At 34.0% G+C, this 18563-nt stretch carries 18 protein-coding genes; 9 read left to right on the forward strand and 9 right to left on the reverse strand.

The features are described from left to right. Positions 1 to 33 precede the first annotated feature (33 nt). The 4 genes from QYS49_RS09560 (at position 34) to QYS49_RS09575 (ending at position 6073) form a co-directional block, all read left to right on the forward strand. Positions 34 to 675, forward strand: a complete 642-nt coding sequence (locus QYS49_RS09560; RefSeq protein ID WP_308346991.1) for an acetyltransferase — start codon at positions 34 to 36, stop codon at positions 673 to 675. Positions 676 to 721: 46 nt separating this feature from the next. Continuing rightward, positions 722 to 1696 (forward strand): oxygen-dependent tRNA uridine(34) hydroxylase TrhO, encoded by a 975-nt coding sequence (trhO, locus tag QYS49_RS09565; RefSeq protein ID WP_308346992.1) that lies wholly within the window; start codon positions 722 to 724, stop codon positions 1694 to 1696. 5 nt (positions 1697 to 1701) lie between these two features. Beyond that, positions 1702 to 2571 carry a nucleoside phosphorylase gene (locus QYS49_RS09570; RefSeq protein WP_308346993.1) on the forward strand — a complete coding sequence of 290 codons (870 nt, stop codon included), beginning with the start codon at positions 1702 to 1704 and terminating at the stop codon, positions 2569 to 2571. Between the two features lie 109 nt (positions 2572 to 2680). Continuing rightward, positions 2681 to 6073: a sensor histidine kinase gene (locus QYS49_RS09575; protein ID WP_308346995.1), complete on the forward strand. Its 3393-nt coding sequence runs from the start codon at positions 2681 to 2683 to the stop codon at positions 6071 to 6073. Between the two features lie 62 nt (positions 6074 to 6135). On the opposite strand, the gene QYS49_RS09580 is transcribed toward QYS49_RS09575, so the two are convergent. After that, complete coding sequence (locus QYS49_RS09580; RefSeq protein ID WP_308346996.1) at positions 6136 to 7158, reverse strand: hypothetical protein; 1023 nt, start codon at positions 7156 to 7158, stop codon at positions 6136 to 6138. Positions 7159 to 7190: 32 nt separating this feature from the next. After that, entirely contained in the window at positions 7191 to 8342 is a 1152-nt protein-coding gene (locus QYS49_RS09585) for a THUMP domain-containing class I SAM-dependent RNA methyltransferase (protein ID WP_308346997.1), read from the reverse strand. Between the two features lie 86 nt (positions 8343 to 8428). Here QYS49_RS09585 and QYS49_RS09590 point away from each other — a divergent pair, with 86 nt between their 5' ends. Further along, complete coding sequence (locus QYS49_RS09590; RefSeq protein WP_308346998.1) at positions 8429 to 8911, forward strand: DUF4494 domain-containing protein; 483 nt, start codon at positions 8429 to 8431, stop codon at positions 8909 to 8911. Positions 8912 to 8957: 46 nt separating this feature from the next. Here QYS49_RS09590 and QYS49_RS09595 read toward each other — a convergent pair whose 3' ends face one another. Beyond that, positions 8958 to 9683: a DUF547 domain-containing protein gene (locus QYS49_RS09595; protein ID WP_308346999.1), complete on the reverse strand. Its 726-nt coding sequence runs from the start codon at positions 9681 to 9683 to the stop codon at positions 8958 to 8960. Between the two features lie 137 nt (positions 9684 to 9820). Between QYS49_RS09595 and QYS49_RS09600 the strand changes: the two genes are divergently transcribed. From QYS49_RS09600 to QYS49_RS09615, 4 genes are all read left to right on the forward strand, one after another. After that, positions 9821 to 11152 (forward strand): NAD(P)/FAD-dependent oxidoreductase, encoded by a 1332-nt coding sequence (locus QYS49_RS09600; RefSeq protein ID WP_308347000.1) that lies wholly within the window; start codon positions 9821 to 9823, stop codon positions 11150 to 11152. Positions 11153 to 11161: 9 nt separating this feature from the next. Further along, a complete protein-coding gene (locus tag QYS49_RS09605; RefSeq protein ID WP_308347001.1) occupies positions 11162 to 12955 on the forward strand; it encodes a 4Fe-4S binding protein in 1794 nt (597 codons plus the stop codon). Positions 12956 to 13029: 74 nt separating this feature from the next. Continuing rightward, positions 13030 to 13272 carry a CopG family transcriptional regulator gene (locus tag QYS49_RS09610; RefSeq protein WP_308347002.1) on the forward strand — a complete coding sequence of 81 codons (243 nt, stop codon included), beginning with the start codon at positions 13030 to 13032 and terminating at the stop codon, positions 13270 to 13272. Continuing rightward, entirely contained in the window at positions 13269 to 13601 is a 333-nt protein-coding gene (locus QYS49_RS09615) for a type II toxin-antitoxin system PemK/MazF family toxin (protein ID WP_308347003.1), read from the forward strand. The genes QYS49_RS09610 and QYS49_RS09615 overlap by 4 nt, the downstream gene beginning before the upstream one ends. 4 nt (positions 13602 to 13605) lie before the next feature. Here QYS49_RS09615 and QYS49_RS09620 read toward each other — a convergent pair whose 3' ends face one another. The 6 genes from QYS49_RS09620 to asnS form a co-directional block, all read right to left on the reverse strand. Beyond that, positions 13606 to 13905 (reverse strand): type II toxin-antitoxin system RelE/ParE family toxin, encoded by a 300-nt coding sequence (locus QYS49_RS09620; RefSeq protein WP_308347004.1) that lies wholly within the window; start codon positions 13903 to 13905, stop codon positions 13606 to 13608. Next, positions 13890 to 14129: a hypothetical protein gene (locus QYS49_RS09625; protein ID WP_308347005.1), complete on the reverse strand. Its 240-nt coding sequence runs from the start codon at positions 14127 to 14129 to the stop codon at positions 13890 to 13892. Before QYS49_RS09625 ends, QYS49_RS09620 begins: the two co-directional genes overlap by 16 nt. 48 nt (positions 14130 to 14177) lie before the next feature. Further along, a complete protein-coding gene (locus QYS49_RS09630) occupies positions 14178 to 15170 on the reverse strand; it encodes a formimidoylglutamase (protein WP_308347007.1) in 993 nt (330 codons plus the stop codon). Further along, a complete protein-coding gene (gene hutI, locus QYS49_RS09635) occupies positions 15161 to 16384 on the reverse strand; it encodes an imidazolonepropionase (RefSeq protein ID WP_308347010.1) in 1224 nt (407 codons plus the stop codon). The genes QYS49_RS09630 and hutI overlap by 10 nt, the downstream gene beginning before the upstream one ends. Positions 16385 to 16433: 49 nt before the next feature. Next, positions 16434 to 16787 (reverse strand): four helix bundle protein, encoded by a 354-nt coding sequence (locus QYS49_RS09640; protein WP_308347012.1) that lies wholly within the window; start codon positions 16785 to 16787, stop codon positions 16434 to 16436. Between the two features lie 188 nt (positions 16788 to 16975). Continuing rightward, the gene (asnS, locus tag QYS49_RS09645) at positions 16976 to 18427 is read right to left on the reverse strand and encodes an asparagine--tRNA ligase (RefSeq protein ID WP_308347014.1); all 1452 of its coding nucleotides are present in this window, start codon (positions 18425 to 18427) and stop codon (positions 16976 to 16978) included. Positions 18428 to 18563 lie beyond the last annotated feature (136 nt).

Consider the following 18563-nt stretch of genomic DNA (forward strand, 5'->3'; position numbering starts at 1 on the left):
TAAGCCTTAACTTTGCAGTTCTAAAAATTAACTATGGACAAAAAACCTGTAATAATCTTAGGGGCTAAAGGGATCGGACCTTCTGCAGCTGAAATTTTCAAAAGTAATAGTGTTGAAATTTATTGCTTTTTGGATGATGATAAAACTATACATGGCACCGAGATTGATTTCGTTTCTGTTTTAGGAGAAACAGATGATGATGGTTATTTAAAATATATCGGTAAAAAATGCGATGCTTTTGTGGCGGAAGACAATATGAAAGCGCGTAAAAAAATGACCAAAATGCTGAATGACCGTAGGAAGACAATGCCTGCCAATGCCATTCATGCTCAAGCAATTGTTTCTGATTCTGCACATTTGGGTTATGGAAATTTCATTAACGCTAGAGCTGTTTTGGGAGCCTATTCCAAAGTGCCTAATCACTGCCTGATTCATTCTGGAGCAATTATAGAATATAATGTAGAGCTTGGGGATTATGTCCAGGTTGGAGCTGGAACTCAGATAAATAGTGGCGTAATTGTTGGAGATGAAACCTTTATTGGCTCTGGAGTAACAGTGGTTTCAGGAGTGAAAATTGGTAAAAAAGCGAATATTGGAGCAGGTTCAGTTGTGATTAGAGATGTGAAAGATGGAGAAACCGTTTTTGGGAATCCTGCACAAACGATTGAAAATTAATTAATTATATTTATAAAATCACCTTATTTACACTAAGGAGGAAATTATGGAAAATACAGAAAACCAATACAAAGTAATTCTTTATTACTGCTATGCGGAAATAGAGAATCCTGATCAATTCAGGGATGAGCATCACTTAATGTGTTTAGAACTCGATTTAAGAGGTAGAATCATTATCTCAAAGGAAGGCTTAAACGGCACTGTTTCAGGTAGTACTGAAAATGTGGATGAATATATGAAAAGAGTAAAAGCAGATCCTCGATTTGCGGATACTGATTTCAAAGAAGATTTTCATCCTGAACACACCTTTAAGAAATTGAATGTGAGGCATAAACCTGAAATCGTTCATTCAAGTCTTTCTCATATTAATCCTCGAAAGAAAACTGGCGCTTATGTTGAGCCTGAGCAATTCAGGGAGATGATCAAGAATGAGGAGGATATTGTGATTTTAGATGTTCGGTCCAATTATGAACATGAATTAGGGAGATTTAAAAATGCCGTAACTTTAGATATAGAAAATTTCAGGGATTTTCCCGATAAAATCAACGAATTAGAGCAATATAAAGGTAAAAAGATTGTGACTTATTGCACAGGAGGTATCAAGTGCGAGAAAGCAAGTGCTTTTCTGTTAGAGCAGGGATTTGACAATGTTCATCAACTACATGGCGGAATAATCAAATACGGTTTGGAAGCGGAAGGAGAAGATTTTGAAGGGAAATGCTATGTCTTTGACAATAGACTATCAGTAGATGTAAACAAAGTGAACCCTAAAGTAGTTTCTAAATGCTTTGTTTGTGATACTAATTCCGATAGGATGGTAAATTGTGCGAATCCTACCTGCAATGTGCATGTACCGATTTGCGAAAAATGCGGTTGGGAAATGGAAGGTGCTTGTTCTAAGGAATGTAAAGAGCACCCTGAAAAAAGAGAATATAATGGAACTGGCTATTACCAAAAGAAAACCAATGGATATGATCCTTACAAAGGCTTTCAAGGTAAAGTTGAAAAAACTAAAATCTAATTGTAATGAACGAGAAATATCCTGAGTCAGAATTAATATTGAACAAAGACGGTTCCGTCTATCATTTGAGTTTAAAGCCTCAGGATATTTCAGATGTGATACTTACTGTAGGAGACCCTTCCAGAGTTCATAAAGTGAGTCAATATTTTGATGAAGTCACTTTTGAGATGAACAAAAGGGAGTTTATTACACATACGGGTACTTATAAGGGGCGAAAACTTACGGTGATGTCCACAGGAATGGGGACTGATAATGTGGAGATTTTAATGACAGAATTGGATGCCCTTGCCAATATCAACCTGAAGAAAAGGGAAAATAAGGTTAAGAAAAAGTCATTAAAAATCATTAGAATAGGTACTTCTGGCGGACTTCAGCAGGATTTGCCTGTCGATTCATTGTTAGCTTCTCAGTTTGCAATCGGGATAGATACCTTAATGCAATTCTATCATTTGGAAAGAACCGAAGCTGAGTCCAATGTTGAATCTGCATTACAGTTAGAAATTGGCCTTCCTTTTCGACCATATTGTGTAGAAGGTTCTACCTCCCTACTCAAACATTTTTCTGATGGAATGAATATTGGTAATACAGTTACATGCCCAGGATTTTACGCTCCACAAGGAAGACAATTACGCACCCCAATTCGCTTTCCTAAAATTACAGAAAGTTTATCTATGTTTCATTATGGAGATTTGTGGCTAACCAATTTTGAAATGGAAACAGCAGGTTATTATGCAATGGGCAGATTGTTAGGACATGAAGTTTTAAGTTGTAATGCAATTGTGGCCAACAGAATGACTCATCAATTTTCAAAAAACTCTGATAAAACGATTGATACACTAATCAAAATGGTTTTAGATAAAGCCTCAGAACTATAGAATTCCGTAAAAATACAATCACATCTTCATAGTGCTGAATGAACAGTTAGTCGAAAATGATTGATTTTAATAAGATAATATCCTACTTTGAAGTCTTATTGAACCAATTATGAGGTTTTTATATCTATTAATAGTACAATTATTAGCCATACCACTCTGGGCACAGAATCAGTTGAAAAACACTGATTTTAATAATTTGAATGTGAGTGATGGGCTTTCTCAGAATATAGTGGAGACCATTTATCAAGGTAAAAGTGGGTTTCTTTGGTTAGGTACACAGGATGGACTCAACAGATATGATGGAAAGAATTTCCTTTCCTTTCAATATAAAATCGATGATTCTACAAGCTTAAGCAATAATTACGTAAAAGACATAGTAGAAGACAATGATAAGAATTTATGGATTGGTACTTACGGTGGCGGCTTAAATAAATTTGATAAAAAGTCAAATTTTGAGCACTTTCTTCAAGATAGTGAAAATCCAAATTCCATAAGTAACAATGTTGTATATTCAATTCTTCAGTATTCAGATTCAGTTTATTGGTTGGGTACTAAAAATGGTTTGAATAAATTCAATATAAAAACAGAAAAGTTTTCAAATCAAATTTCAAATCCTGAAAATTTCCCTTCTTTAAATAACCCAGTTGTTTATTGTATTTCAAAAGCTGAGGATGCCAATGAAATTTGGGTTGGAACTCGAGAAGGACTTCATAAAGTGAATACTGAAACTTATCAAGTTGAAAAGTTCTTAAAAGGCGAAAATGGCTTAAAAGATGACGATATAAGAGATCTGTATTTTGATACGAATGGAATTTTATGGATAGCAACAAAATTAGGTGGGGTATTTTATAAAAAGTCAAATAGCAATAATTTTGAGCAAATAGATTTAAAGTTTGTTGATGAAAATAAAGTCTATGCTCGTAAAATTTATCCTAATAATAAAGGTGGAATTTGGTTGGGTACCTTTGATAAAGGATTATTTTACATAAATGATGAATTTAAAACGATACATCAATTCCAAGAGGAAAAGTATAATCCTAATGCTTTACCATCTAGTAATGTTGTTGAGATTTATCAAGATGAATCTGGCAATTATTGGTTAGGTACGCATGGAGGAGGAATTTCCTCCTTTAATTTAAATCAGAAAAAATTTGATTTGTATCAGCCTGATGAAGATGATCCATATAGCATCTCAGATGATGCAGTAAATTATATCTTTGAAGATAGTAGAGGAGATATTTACATTGCAAATGATGCAGGAATAGACATTGTTTTAGAAAACAATGAGCAACTCCAATTTAAACAAGTTTTAAGTAGTTATTCAGGCTTTCCTGATGATAGAGGATGGCTTTTATTCGAAGATTCTGATAATATTCTATGGGTTGGGTTATGGAATTTTGGATTATCTAAATATAACAGAGATACTGGTGAATTAAAATCGTACAGAAATATAGAAGAAGATACTAACTCTATTACTACCAATTTTATTGAAAGTATTGCTGAAGCTCCGAATGGTAAACTTTGGATAGGTTTATTGGGTGATGGTGGATTAGTTGTTTTCGATAAGGATAAAGAAAATTTCAAACGATATCGGCATGATGTGAATGATCCAAGTTCTCTGTCAAATAACAGGGTGCATAAAGTATTGATTGATCATAAGAATAGAATTTGGCTTGGAACAGATTTTGGCTTGGATTTATATCGACCCACTACAGATGATTTTAAGCATTTCAGATATGATAAGAATGATTCTAGTAGTATTAATTATAATATTATCAGAACGATAATAGAGGATAGCAACAACAATATTTGGATCGGTACTGGAGGAGGTGGAATAACTAAGTTGATTGAGACGAAAGCTGGAATTCAATTTAAATCCTTTACTGAAGATGATGGCTTGGTAAATAACAATATAGCTGGAATAACTGAAGATTTGAATGGAAACCTATGGATTTCCACTTATAAAGGTATCTCATCTTTTAATCCTAAAACTGAGGAATTTAAAAACTATGATAGTTCAGATGGATTGCAAGGAGAGGAATTCGTAAGAAGATCTATTACTACTTTGAAAGATGGGAGAATATTTGCTGGTGGTTATAATGGGTTGAATGTTTTTAAGCCTGAAGATTTAAAGAGAAGTGAATATGAACCTTCTGTAAATATTGTTTCAGTAGAAATCACTAGTGAAAATGGAGCAAATCAGATACGAGATTTCTCTATCGATTCTATTTTATTAGATCATAATGATTATTTACTTTCTTTTGAAATTGCTACTACTGATTTAAGTAATTCAGATAAAATTGAATATGCTTATTTGCTGGAAGGCTTTAATAAAGAGTGGATTTATAATAAAAATAGAAGGCATTTTACTTTTACTAATTTACCACCAGGTGAATATAATTTGAAGATAAAAGGTACGAATTCAGACGGAAAATGGTCTGGGAATATTAAAGAACTTTATATTAATGTTGATCCTCCATTTTGGGCGACTCCTTGGTTTCGAACTTTGTTTGTTGTCTTCTTAATTATTTTAGTTTTGGCGTATATTCAGTTAAGAATTAGGTATTTAAAAAAATCTAGAAGGACGTTACAAGCTAAAGTAGAAGAGCGGACATCAGAATTAGAAATTACAAATAAACATTTATTGGAAAACCAATCATTGGTGCTACATCAGAAAGAAGAGATTGCTCAAAAGAATGCAATCATACAGAAGCAGAATGATGAATTAAAATTAAGTAATCTTCAATTGGAGGAAATGGTGGATGAAAGAACAAAGGAATTGAGAGAGACGAATGATAATTTGAAAATTGCAAAACATGAATTTGATACCTTTTTCTATCGAGCAGCGCATGATCTAAAGGGACCGGTTTCTACTATTCTAGGTCTTTGTTATTTGGCTATGAAAGAAACAGATGAGGAGGCCGCAGTATTTTACTTTACAAAAGTTAATGAAACTGCTGACCGTATGAATAATATTTTATTCAACCTTCAAAAGATCAACAAGCTGAAGCAACAAGAAGTAGTGGTTCAAAATCATAATATAAGAAAATTAATTATTGATGCAGCTAAGGAAAACATTCCTGATAATGAAGATTGGCAACAATTTATAAATATTGAATTAAAAGCTTTAGATGAAAATATTTTAACTGATTCAGTTCATTTAAAAGTGATTTTCTCAAATTTAATTAATAATTCTATCAAGTTTTCAAAGCGCGCTGAAAAGCCCAATGTAGTAATTGAATTTTCTAAAAATGAAAAGGATAAAACTTATCAAATAGTATTTGAAGACTTTGGATTAGGAATAGATCCGCATTTTAGAGATAAGATTTTTAATATGTTTTTTGTGGCTACTGAACATAAAAGAGGAAATGGGTTAGGGTTATACAGCGTTAGATTGGCAGTATCAAAATTAGGAGGAGAAATTTACTTGGAAGAGGATAAGTCAGCTTGCTTTCGAATAGAATTACCAATTCCATATCGTAAAGAACTTATGGTGAATTAGGATATCACTTCATTTTTTACAGGTTGAAATTTATAAATACTCATTTCGTAAAGAAATTACTTTCATTCTCTATCCCAAATCTTCTCTGCTTTCTTGCCTATTAACCAAAAAGATACTGCTATGATACCAAAGAACAATGCTTTGTGTAATTCATCCCAAAAATATTCGAAATAACGAGTATAAAGATTCAGGAAGATAAAGGAAATTCCTATGTTTTTAAGTAGGCTGTCTTCTTTTTTAATTCCTATCAAAATAGCTCCAAAACTTGCTAATAGTAAAATAAGGCTATACCACCATAGGTAGAATTGTCTTATTTCCAACCATTTTTCATAACTGTTATAATTGCCGAAAATTGTTAAAAACCAAAGGGACATAAAGAAGATAATCAATCCGCTCCAATAAGTTGGCTCTACAAATGGCTTTAATTTTTCAGCTTTTTTGATGAAATAAGTAACAATTAAAATTAAGGCACCAAAAAATGTAAACCGCATAGGGAAATTCATTCCAATAAATAAGTAATTATCTTTTCCCAGATTATGAGTAATTGAGCCAAAAGCAATCACAATAGCAATAATTCCAAAAAGCCAAAGCAATTCTTTATTTCGGACTACAGCGATAACGAAATATAAAGAAGCTAATCCCAAAATGATAACACCCGGATTTTCTTCCATTCCGAATAGAAAACTTATAAACCCTGAGGCGATAGCTAAAAATATTGCTCCAAAAAATGCAAAAACTTCTTTGCTGTATTTTTTTCGTTTCTTTTTTAAATTGTAGCGATAATCCAACCAAAAGAATAATGCACTAAAAGCTATAAATGTGATTGACTTAGTGGCATAAGAAGTTGAAATTAAAGAATCAATTAAGTCTAAAAGAGCTTTGTCTGCGAAGATGCTAACTACTGCAATAAGTAAACTCACTAAAGCGAAAAGAAAGGAATAATGGGCTAAAGACTGCCAATTGAAAGGTTTGTTTTCTATACTTTCGTCAAGCTCTTTTGCTTTTTGGGCATCAATTAAACCACTAGATTGCCAATGGCTAAGTGCTTTGGTAATAGTCTCTTTTTCCTTTTTGCTTATTTGCATTTTCTAAAGATAATAGATTTGGAAAAATTTAATTAACCTTTGTCTTTTTTAGTACCTGCATACAGTTCATACTCTAATAATCTACACTCGATTTTAGCGTTCATAAAAGGAATTCTTCTTTTAGTTCGCAAACCAATTTTCTTAGCTAAATTCATATTTCCAGTAAATATGTAGCCAGTTTTTCCTTTGCAGTCTCTTTTAAAGAAATCACCAATTTGGCTGTAAACATTAGCTAATTCTTCTTCCTCACCTAATCTTTCCCCGTATTCAGGGTTAAGAAAAACAACGCCATCACTTTCTGGAATTGTGCTATCTCTAAAATCTTTTTTCTCGAATGTTATGGCATCTGCAACGCCCGCTTCTTCTGCATTTTGCTTTGCTGCTTGAATTGCCATTCTACTGTTATCGCCTGCAATAATTTCGCATTCAATTGGTTTTTCATTGTGAATGGCTTCTTCTTTTAACTTCTCCCAAGCGTCAAGATCAAATCCTTTTAAATAATGGAATCCGAATTTTTCACGATTTAAACCAGGTGCTTTATTGGCTGCAATACAAGCTGCTTCAATTGCTAAAGTTCCTGATCCGCACATTGGGTTAATAAATACCTGATTGGGTTTCCAGTTTGAAGCTAAGATGGTAGCCGCAGCTAATGATTCATTCATAGGTGCTTTACCAGGAATTTTTCTGTAGCCGTGTTTGGAAATAGTCTCTCCTGAAGTATCCAAATATATCGATACCTGATCCTCCATCCAATGTAGAAAAACCACCATTTGGTCTCTTAAAGGACCAGAATCTGGTCTTATACCAGTTTTGTCTTTCAATCTGTCAACTATGGCATCTTTTACCCTAACATTGGCAAATTGAGTGTTTAATATTTTTTCATTATTAACATAGGAAGTGATACATAGATAGCCATTTTCATCTAAAATTTCTTCCCATTTTACCTGATAAAGCTGCTGATATAATTTATCAGGATTGTTTGCCTTAAATGATTTTATCAGGAATAAAACTTTATTCGCAGTTCGGAGATGAAGATTTAAATGCATGCAATCGGTTTTGGTACCTTCCAAAGCTACATCTAAAGGGCCTTCGTGAGTCACTTTATAACCAAGATTCTCTATTTCCTGTCTTAGAACAGGAGCGATATAAGGGGGGCAGGGGAGAACGATTTTACTTTTTTCCATTGGGCAAAGTTAAAACAAATTCATGAGCCATTTCCATTCGATTTTGATTTCCTTTATATTCGCAATCCAATTTGAAAAATAAGATTATGAAGCAGTGGTTTTTGTGCAAAGTTAAATACCAGAAAGAAGATGAAAACGGTAGGTTAAAATCCGTTACAGAGCCTTATTTGGTCGATGCCGTTTCTTTTACTGAAGCGGAAACTCGCATGTATGAAGAAATGGGGGAGCGTGTGAGAGGAGAATTTATGATTACTGGCATTAGCAAAAGTAAAATAGTGGATGTTTTCCATTATGAGGATGCTGACATCTGGCATAAATGTAAGGTGGTTTATTATGTAGCAGAGGAAAGCGGGAAAGAAAAGAAAATCACCAATCAAATGATAGTGACTGCTAAAAATGTAAAAGAAGCTTACGATAGAATTTATCTAAGCTTAAATAATATGTTGGTTTCATTTCAGGTACCAGAAGTAATTGAAAGCTCGATAATTGAAGTATTTAATTATTCTGGCGATCTTTCACCAGAGTCATCTGAGGTGGAGGAAGAAGTTTCTGAAGAAGAGAATGATTAAAAAAGAAAACTTTCCCTTTGTGCTCTGACATTGGGAAAGTTAATTCCTATTGAATATTTAAACTCCAATCGTATTCATAATGATTTATATTATAGCTCGATGGGATTTTGCTTTCTCTGAATTGATTGATATATGATATCACATTTTCTGCTTTCATTTTAAAGTCCTTTTCATACCATTTAAAAATCATAGACAATTCAACTAGATTTTGGTTTTCTTTAACTTTAATAAAATCAGGATTATTGATTGAGTTGGAAGTTCTTTCATCCAATTGAGCATCCAATTTATCGGCAGTGTAAGCAAAATTAGCCAACTCGGGACAGCCTATAGCCGCACATGAAAACGCAAAGTGAACGCGAGGATCTCTGAAAGGAATAATAACTTTTCCTTTTTCTATTTGATCTAATGTGAGCATTTCGCCTCCGACATTATGCTTTACCTTGTCAAAAAACCCGTTTTTATCTAAGGCCGATTTTAGTGGGTAGTATTCTGTTATTTGTCTGATTACAATGATGTTATAAGCATTAATGTACAAGGCTTTTATTTCATTTTTCGTCAATTCTTTAATATTCACTGAAGCTAATGACTGATATAATTTATCTACTTCCTCAAAATTGTTCTTCAATCTTTTATAGTCAACTTTTCCATCTTGAACATATTTTTTCAGGAATAGATCTGCTTCTTGATTAAATTCGTTAATGTTCTGTTTGTATGCCATCAAGCTCAGGCTTGATAATAATACGGTAATAATTGTCAGTTTAAGATTTTTCATAGTTCTTTTATTTTTTCTTCAATTTACGATAAGAATTTAACTTCGGATTGCTTTTTATTGTCTTCGGCTTGACAATTGATTAGTTTTAATAGCTTTAAAATTGAATTGAGAATTTTCACAACATTTAAATCAACCCTATGAGGAGCATAGTCATCATTGGAAATGGTATTTCAGGTGTTACCACCGCTAGGCATATTCGCAAACATAGTGAAGATAAAATCACAATCATTTCTGCTGAGACAGAACATTTCTATTCTCGCACAGCCTTAATGTATATTTATATGGGGCACATGAAATATGAAAATACGAAGCCATATGAAGATTTCTTCTGGAAAAAGAACAGAATTGATTTAGTATATGATTATGTGGAGCAAATTGATTTTAAAAACAAAAAACTGCAATTAAAACAATCTGAGGCGGTCAACTATGATGTTTTAGTATTAGCAGTAGGATCTAAATCTAATAAATTCGGATGGCCTGGCCAAGATTTGGAGGCAGTTCAAGGGCTCTACAGTTATCAGGATTTAGAAGGGATGGAGAAATATTCTTCAACCACAAAGCAGGCTGTAATTGTAGGAGGGGGGTTGATTGGAATTGAAATGGGGGAGATGTTCCACACCCGAAATATAGATGTCACTTTTGTAGTCCGTGAAAGCAGCTTTTGGGATAATGTATTGCCTCCCGGAGAATCAGAGATGGTCAATAGACATATTAGAAAGCATGGTTTTAAATTGATGCTTGAATCCGAGATTACGGAAATTATAGATGATGGAAATGGAAGAGCAAAAGGAGTGAAATTGAAAGAGGGAGGAGAATTAGAAGCACAGTTTGTTGGATTAACTGTGGGGGTTTCTCCAAATATCGATTTTCTTAAAGATACGGACTTGGAAACCAATAAGGGGATAAAAGTCAATGAATACTTTGAGACCAACCAACCAGATGTTTATGCTATTGGTGATTGTGCTGAATTTGAAAAAGTTCCTGCTGAAGATAGAAAGTCTATTGAACAAGTTTGGTACACAGGAAGAATGCATGGAGAGACTTTAGCTCAATCGATTTGTGGGAATAAAACAGCTTATCAACCAGGTGTTTGGTTCAATTCAGCTAAGTTTTTGGATATAGAATATCAAACTTATGGACAAGTGACCAATCAGCCTAATGAAAAAACTGAAGAACATTTTTATTGGGAACATGAAAAAGGAGAAAAATCAATCAGATTGGTTTTTCATAAAGAAGATAAGACTTTGAAGGGCGTAAACTTAATGGGCGTAAGATATCGTCATGAGGTTTGCGATAAGATGATAAGGGATAAATGGCCCATGAAAAAAGTTTTTCAAAATTTGAAGAAGGCTAATTTTGATCCTGAATTTTTCAAAAGATATGAGGATGAATTGGTGGGTATGTATAATAAAAGATACCCAAATGAAATGGTTAAAGTAGGTAGAAAAAAAGTATTGGGATTATTCTAAATTAGATATATGAAGAGTTTAAAAATAATACATAAAATCGGTTTATTTGTCTTTATTATTGGTTTTTCAACCTTTTTATCCTTGTTCTTTTTAGGGCAATATCAATTAGATAAAAATGATTTGAAGGAAGTTTTAGGGGAAGATACTTTTCCTTTGGTTGATGAATTTGCTAGTGATATTTATAATAAGAAGTACACTAATCAATTTGCATTTATTAGTGATTTTAAATCTGTCTTAGAGCAAAGCAATCAAAAAGTAAAATCAAAATTTGAAATCAAATCAGATTTAGCTAAAGAAATTGCAACTTCAGTTGAAGGAAAAGCATTTCAGCAATCTGCAATTGAAAAAACAATAGGCAAAGCTTCTGATGATGTAGGAGAATGGCAATTGAAGCAACTCATAGATTATACAGGATGGATGGAAGGCAAGGAATATGAAACCACTGATGAATTGACATCTCAATTAGAGAATGTTATTACTGATATAAATAATTCAATTATTTCCCAAAAAGGCTTCAGCCAAAATAATATAAATAACAAGACATTTACAATTACAAAACAGTCAGAGGTAGGTCCAGTTGCTCAAAACCCTTGGTTATGGTTGCTTTTAGCTATAGGTATTCCAATTATCGGAGCCATTATGTATTTATTGCCTAAATTAAAAACAGAACATGCTGGGATTAAAAATGATGGGATATTCCATAGTGCCCTGAAAAACAGAGGCTGGATTGGTATTTTATTAGGTACATTTCTAATCAGTTTTTATGTATTTCTTTATTGGTTTCCTGAATATATGACCTCCTGGATTGTGATGGTTGACCCGCTCAGTAAAATGTTAAGCGGGAATCCTGCTAGTCAGTGGTTTATGTATGGATTCCTTTACACCTTGGCTATTTTGGTCATGGGCATTAGGATGATTATTAAGTACAGACATAGCCCTTATCAAATGGTTCGGACTGTATCTGTTATGTTCTTTCAATTGGCTTTTGCTTTTGTGATTCCTGAAATACTGGTTCGCCTGAATCAACCTTACATGGATTTGAAAAATATGTGGCCATTGGATTACAGCTTCTTTTTTGATTACCGATTAAACGAAATGGTTGAAGCAGGCACGATTGGCTTGTTTATGTTGGGTTGGGGGATAGCCTTGTTTACATTGGGGGTTCCAATCTTCACCTATTTGTACGGTAAGCGATGGTATTGTAGTTGGGTATGTGGTTGTGGAGGATTGGCCGAAACTTTGGGCGATCCTTACCGACAGTTATCAGATAAGTCACTAGGAGCGTGGAAAATAGAAAGGTGGCTAATTCATGGTGTCTTAGTTTTTGCAGTGGTGATGACGGCTGCTGTTTTATATACATATTTCACAGGCAGCTCTCAGCTTCTGGGTATGAATACTTATAACATAAGAGCGGTCTATGGCTTTGGAATTGGATCTATATTTTCCGGTGTAATAGGTACCGGATTTTATCCTTTTATGGGTAACAGGGTTTGGTGTAGGTTTGGGTGTCCTTTAGCGGCTTACTTAGGCTTTGTTCAGCGTTTCAAGTCTCGTTTTAGAATTACCACAAATGGAGGGCAATGCATTTCATGCGGTAACTGCTCTACTTATTGTGAAATGGGGATAGATGTTCGTTGGTATGCTCAAAGAGGACAAAATATTATCCGTTCTTCATGTGTTGGTTGTGGTGTTTGTTCTTCTGTTTGCCCTAGGGGTGTTTTAAATCTTGAGAATAGAGATGAAAATGGTAGGTTTAATCAGCCTTCTTTGGTTGGTAATGATAGTTTTGGCGTTCAGAGTTAAATAGAAAGAGCTTATTGGAATTTTTAATTCTATAATTTTGTATTATATTTGTGATATACAAATATGAAATAGCCATGAATATAACAACTACACTTCCCAAACATGTCGTTGATTTATTGGCCAAAAAGGCTAATGAATTAAATATGCCTAAGAATAAATTGATAGAAAAGGCCTTAACTGTCTATTTAGAAAACATAGAAAAGGCAGAATATGCCAAATCATACAAAATGGCAGGAGACGATATAGATGTCATGATGGTTGCAGAAGAAGGTATGCAAGATTACTGGAAGCAACTCAAAGATACTGATGACGCATGAAGCAGGCTGAAATTTGGAATGTAAACTTAAATCCTGTTAAAGGTAGTGAGCAAGCAGGATTTCGGCCTGTTGTCATTTTAAGTGGAAATTTGGCTAATGAATTTTTGCGTACCGTAATAGTTTGTCCACTCACCACAAAGGTTAAAGGATATAAAGGAAATCCTGTTTTAGAACCAAATATTAAAAATGGCTTGAAGGAAAAGTCAGAAGTTTTGGTTTTTCATATCCGCTCCATTTCAAAGGATCGATTTGTCAATAAATTGGGAGAAGTTTCGCCAGATTGCATGGAACAAATGAAGAAGACTTTAGGGGATATTTTGAAATATTAGTTTATTACAAATACTTTTTGATTTTTGTTGGGTCTTGACGATTATCCCAAACACTTGCTATTATGAGCTTTGTTGCTGTTAGTTTATAAAAAATACTGAAATTCCCATCTGAAATAACTCTAATGTTTTGGAAATCAGTTGGTTTTCCTATGTAATTGAATTTTGAGAGATGCTTAATTTTCCTTCTTATAAACTTTGATATTTTTACGCTATATTTTTTGTTACCTGTTTTATTATCCCAAAATTCAAGGATGTCTTTTCTTTGGTTTTTTGCTGTGTCTGTCCAAATTACTCTTTTAGCCATTCGTCTTCTTCAGCATTTACTTCTTCATCTGTAGAAATTCTACCATATTTTATATCTTCTTCAGCGGCTTTTAATGCATCTAGTTGTTCAACAGATACTTTATAAATTCCATCTTTTTCTTTTGATTTTTTTAATATGTCATCTATAGTTGATAAGGCACTAATATCATTAATGGCTAATATTTTTTTGATTAGGTCGATTTTTATTTGTGCTTCTGATATCATAGTTATTAATTTAAAAAAGGATAATGAGAAATCAAATTTCTTTAGATTTTAATTCTCTAAAACCCCTTTAACAAAATCACTCACTAAATAAGAAAGTAATTTTCCTGTGCTATTATCTTTTAAGCCAGTTTCCAATTCGGTAGCGGCTTCACAGATATGAAAATAAGCTGGATGTAAATTATGAGCGCTTTTGTAAGCATAATATCTTGCTTCTGTGGTGGTAAAACCAGAGGGTGTCATGGCTGAACTTAATACACCTTCTATGCTGTCCATATCCAATTCAATTCCGCAAGCTTTATGTTGATTGAGTTGAATGAAATCATTTATAGCATCTTCAAAACTGATCTTTTTCCGTAAATAAATATCTTCCCAAAAATAGTATCGAATGCCTTTATGTTTAGCCATTTCATCCAGCATATTTTGGCTATTGTAATTTTCATGTAAGCCTAAAATGCTATAATCAGCCATAAATCCTTCAGCTTTGGCAGTGCTGAATGGATTACCACTATGTCTGCCTTCCAAAGCTCTGAAATCAGCATGAGCATCCAAATTCATTACATTTATTGTCCCATCTTTTGCCTGACTTACTCCTTTTATGATAGGATAAGCATTGGCATGACTTCCGCCAATAATAATCGGAATTTTTCCTGCATTTGAAATTTCTTGAATAAGCGGAAATACAGCATCATCAATTAAAGGGACCAATTCTCTGAAATCTTCTACAGTTTTAGCGTTTTCAGCCAATTCTTGAAAATTAAAATTCCCTAATAGGTGAATACTTTCTCCATTCAATTTGTGGGTATGCTGAATATTTAAGAAAGCTTTCAAAAATGAATTCCATGCAGTATGGGTACCGCTAACTCCTAAATTTCCTTTTACCCCTATCGATTCTTCAATTCCTAAAAGGATAAATTTTGCAGTAGAATTCTTATATTCAGTTCCATAACTGATTTTCTCACCTATTTTAATTTCTCCTTTTCTAGGCTTTAGGTAGCTATTTAAAGCTGTTTCGTCAAAATAATGGAAGTGATTTATATCCATTCTCCTTTTATCATAACTTTTTCGATATTCTGAGAGCCAAATGCATAAGGCATATAGGCCAAAGAAGGAATATCCTTTGTGAGGATTAAGTTAGCACTTTTTCCTTTAGAAATGGAACCCACTTCCTTTTCTACTTCCATAGCGTAAGCTCCATTTAGAGTAGCCGCATTAAAAGCTTCCTCAGGCGTTATTTTCATTTGAATGCAAGCTAATGAAATCAATAATGGAATATTTCCACTTGGAGAAGAGCCTGGATTATAATCGGTTGCTAAGGCTATGGCAGCGCCTGCATCAATTAATTCCCGAGCAGGAGGGAAGCCCATTCTTAAGAAAAAGGCTGCAGAAGGAAGTAAAGTTGAAATGATTTCATTCTCACCTAACAACTTAATTTCTTCTTCACCTAAAGTTTCCAGATGGTCAACAGAAAGGGCATTGGTTTTAATACCCAATTGCACTCCACCGCTATTATTTAATTGGTTGGCATGAATTTTTGCTTTCAAGCCATACTTCGCACCTGCACTTAGTACTTGCTCACTTAATTGTTCATCGAAAAAGCCTGTCTCGCAAAACACATCAATGTAGTCTGCTAATTTCTCCTCTGCTATGGCAGGCAACATCTCATCTATAATAAGCTTTATATAAGCTTCTTTATTTTCTTTATAGGGCTCTGGGAAAGCATGTGCTCCCAAAAATGTAGATTTTACTGGGATATTTACAGCTTCCTTTATTCTTCTGATTACCCGAAGCATTTTGAGTTCGGCTTCCAAGCTCAAGCCATAACCGCTTTTGATTTCCAAGGCACCAGTTCCAAGGTGCATCACCTCATTTACCCGAACCATAGCTTGCTCAAAAAGCTCGTCTTCAGATGTATTAGCCAATCTTTTAGCTGAATTCAAAATTCCGCCTCCTTTAGCAGCAATTTCAGCGTAACTTAGTCCTTTTATTTTGTGAACAAATTCATCTTCTCGGCTACCGGCAAAAACAATATGCGTATGAGAATCACAAAAAGTAGGTAAAATAGATTTTCCTTTGGCATCGAATACCTTCTTTCCTTCTGTTATGGCATTTGCCATTTTACCAAAATCCACTATTCTACCATTCTCCACTTCTAAGAATGCATTTTCTAATGAGGGGAAATCAGCTAGTTCCTTTCCTCTTAGCAATTGCGTGGTTTCTCTTGTACCGTAAAGTGATTTAATGTTGGTTATGAGCATGGGTGTGAGTTGGGAGTTAGAAGTTAGAAGATGGAAGTTTGAAGTTGAGCTATCGAACCTTACTTCGGAAACTTACCATCATATTCATTAAATTATATGCTTGATTGTATTGAGTTTGAAATTGATTTTCATCTATATAATTTCTTCTTTTTGCTTTATGTAAGCAAGTTACAACTTCAGCAAGAGATCGAATACTGTAGCTTAGAAATCTTTTATATTCTGGAGCAGACTGTAAAATAGAGCCCTCAGAAATATTTAAAGCAATTGAATCGGAAGCCCTCCGAAGTTGAGAAGTTAGATTAAATATTTCATCTTTTGGGAAGTTTATAGATAAATTAAACAAGTCTTCTCCATAATCCATAGCAATTTGCCATATTCGAAGATTTTCAAATTTAAAGTTCATGGTTGATTTTTTAATGAAATACTAAAGTATTAAACCATATTAAATCTACCAACTGATTTTGCAAAATCAATTCCTTTAAATTTGTGTACAGACAAACATAACTGTTAAGCTATAAACCGGTCTGACCTTCGGTACTGACCTAACTTCCTACTTCCTACTTCTAACTTCTGTCTCCCAACTTCTAACTCCTAAAATTCCGCGTTATCCGGTGTCCTAGGGAAAGGAATCACATCCCTAATATTCCCCATTCCAGTCACAAAAAGCATCAATCTTTCGAAGCCTAAGCCGAAACCACTATGTGGAGCGGTACCGAATTTACGGGTGTCTAAATACCACCATAATTCGTCCTCAGGAATGTCCATTTCTCTCATCCTTTGGGTGAGCTTATCTAGTCTTTCCTCTCTTTGAGAACCACCTACAATTTCGCCTATGCCTGGGAATAAAATATCCATGGCACCCACCGTTTTATCATCATCATTCTGACGCATGTAGAAGGCTTTGATGTCTTTCGGGTAATCAAATAAAATCACAGGCTTTTTAAAGTGCTTCTCCACTAAGAACCTTTCATGTTCCGATTGTAAATCTGCTCCCCATCCTTCAATGATGTAGTTGAATTTCTTCTTTTTATTCGGCTTGCTGTTTCTTAGGATTTCTATAGCATCAGTATAGCTTACTTTCTCGAAATCATTGTCCAGAATGAATTGTAATCTTTCCAATAAGCCCATTTCCTGACGCTCATTCTGCGGCTTTTGCTTATCCTCTTCATCGGCTCTATTCGCTAGGAAATCCAAATCTTCTTTGCAGTTTTCCAAAGCGTATTTCACAACATACTTCAACATTTCTTCTGCCAAGTTCATGTTGTCATTCAAATCATAGAAAGCCATTTCAGGCTCCACCATCCAGAATTCAGCTAAATGACGGGTAGTATTAGAGTTTTCAGCTCTGAAAGTTGGTCCGAATGTATAAATTTCGCCTAAAGCCATTGCACTTAATTCGCCTTCCAGCTGACCAGAAACCGTTAAATTGGTTTCTTTACCGAAGAAATCTTGCTTATAATCCACTTTTCCATCATCCGTCATTGGAATTTTGTCCAAATCGAAATTAGTAACATGGAATGTTTCTCCTGCACCTTCAGCATCATTGGCTGTTATGATTGGTGTATGTAAATTATAAAATCCTTTTTCATGGAAGAATTGATGAATAGCAAAAGCCATTGCATGACGAATTCTAAAAACTGCACTAAAAGTACTGCTTCTCATTCTGAGGTGAGCTTTCTCCCTCATGAATTCCATGGAATGCTTTTTAGGTTGCAATGGATATTTTTCAGGATCAGCTTTTCCTAATACCTCAATATTTTCAGCTAAAATTTCAACAGATTGACCTGCTCCTTGAGAAGCCACTACTTTTCCTACCACACTAATTGCAGCTCCTGTGGTAATATCTTTTATAATATTTTCAGAAATAACCTCCGGATCGGCTACAATTTGAATGTTATTGATAGTGGAACCATCATTAAGCGCAATAAAAAAAACAGGCTTTCCACCTCTTTTTGTTCTTACCCATCCTTTTACATTTGCTTGTTGTTCAGTAGCTTCGCTAGATAATAGTTTCTTGATTTTAATTCTTGCCGGAACAGTCATAAAATTATTGCGTTTATAAATGATAAAATTTAATCTGCCAAAATTCGATATTATTGGCTTTTTATCAAAGATATAATGTGCATATAATTGATTTTTTAATGCTTAATTCCAGAATTTAAAATAAATTTGAATTAAG

The organism is Marivirga salinae (assembly GCF_030503855.1).
GTDB lineage: Bacteria > Bacteroidota > Bacteroidia > Cytophagales > Cyclobacteriaceae > Marivirga > Marivirga salinarum.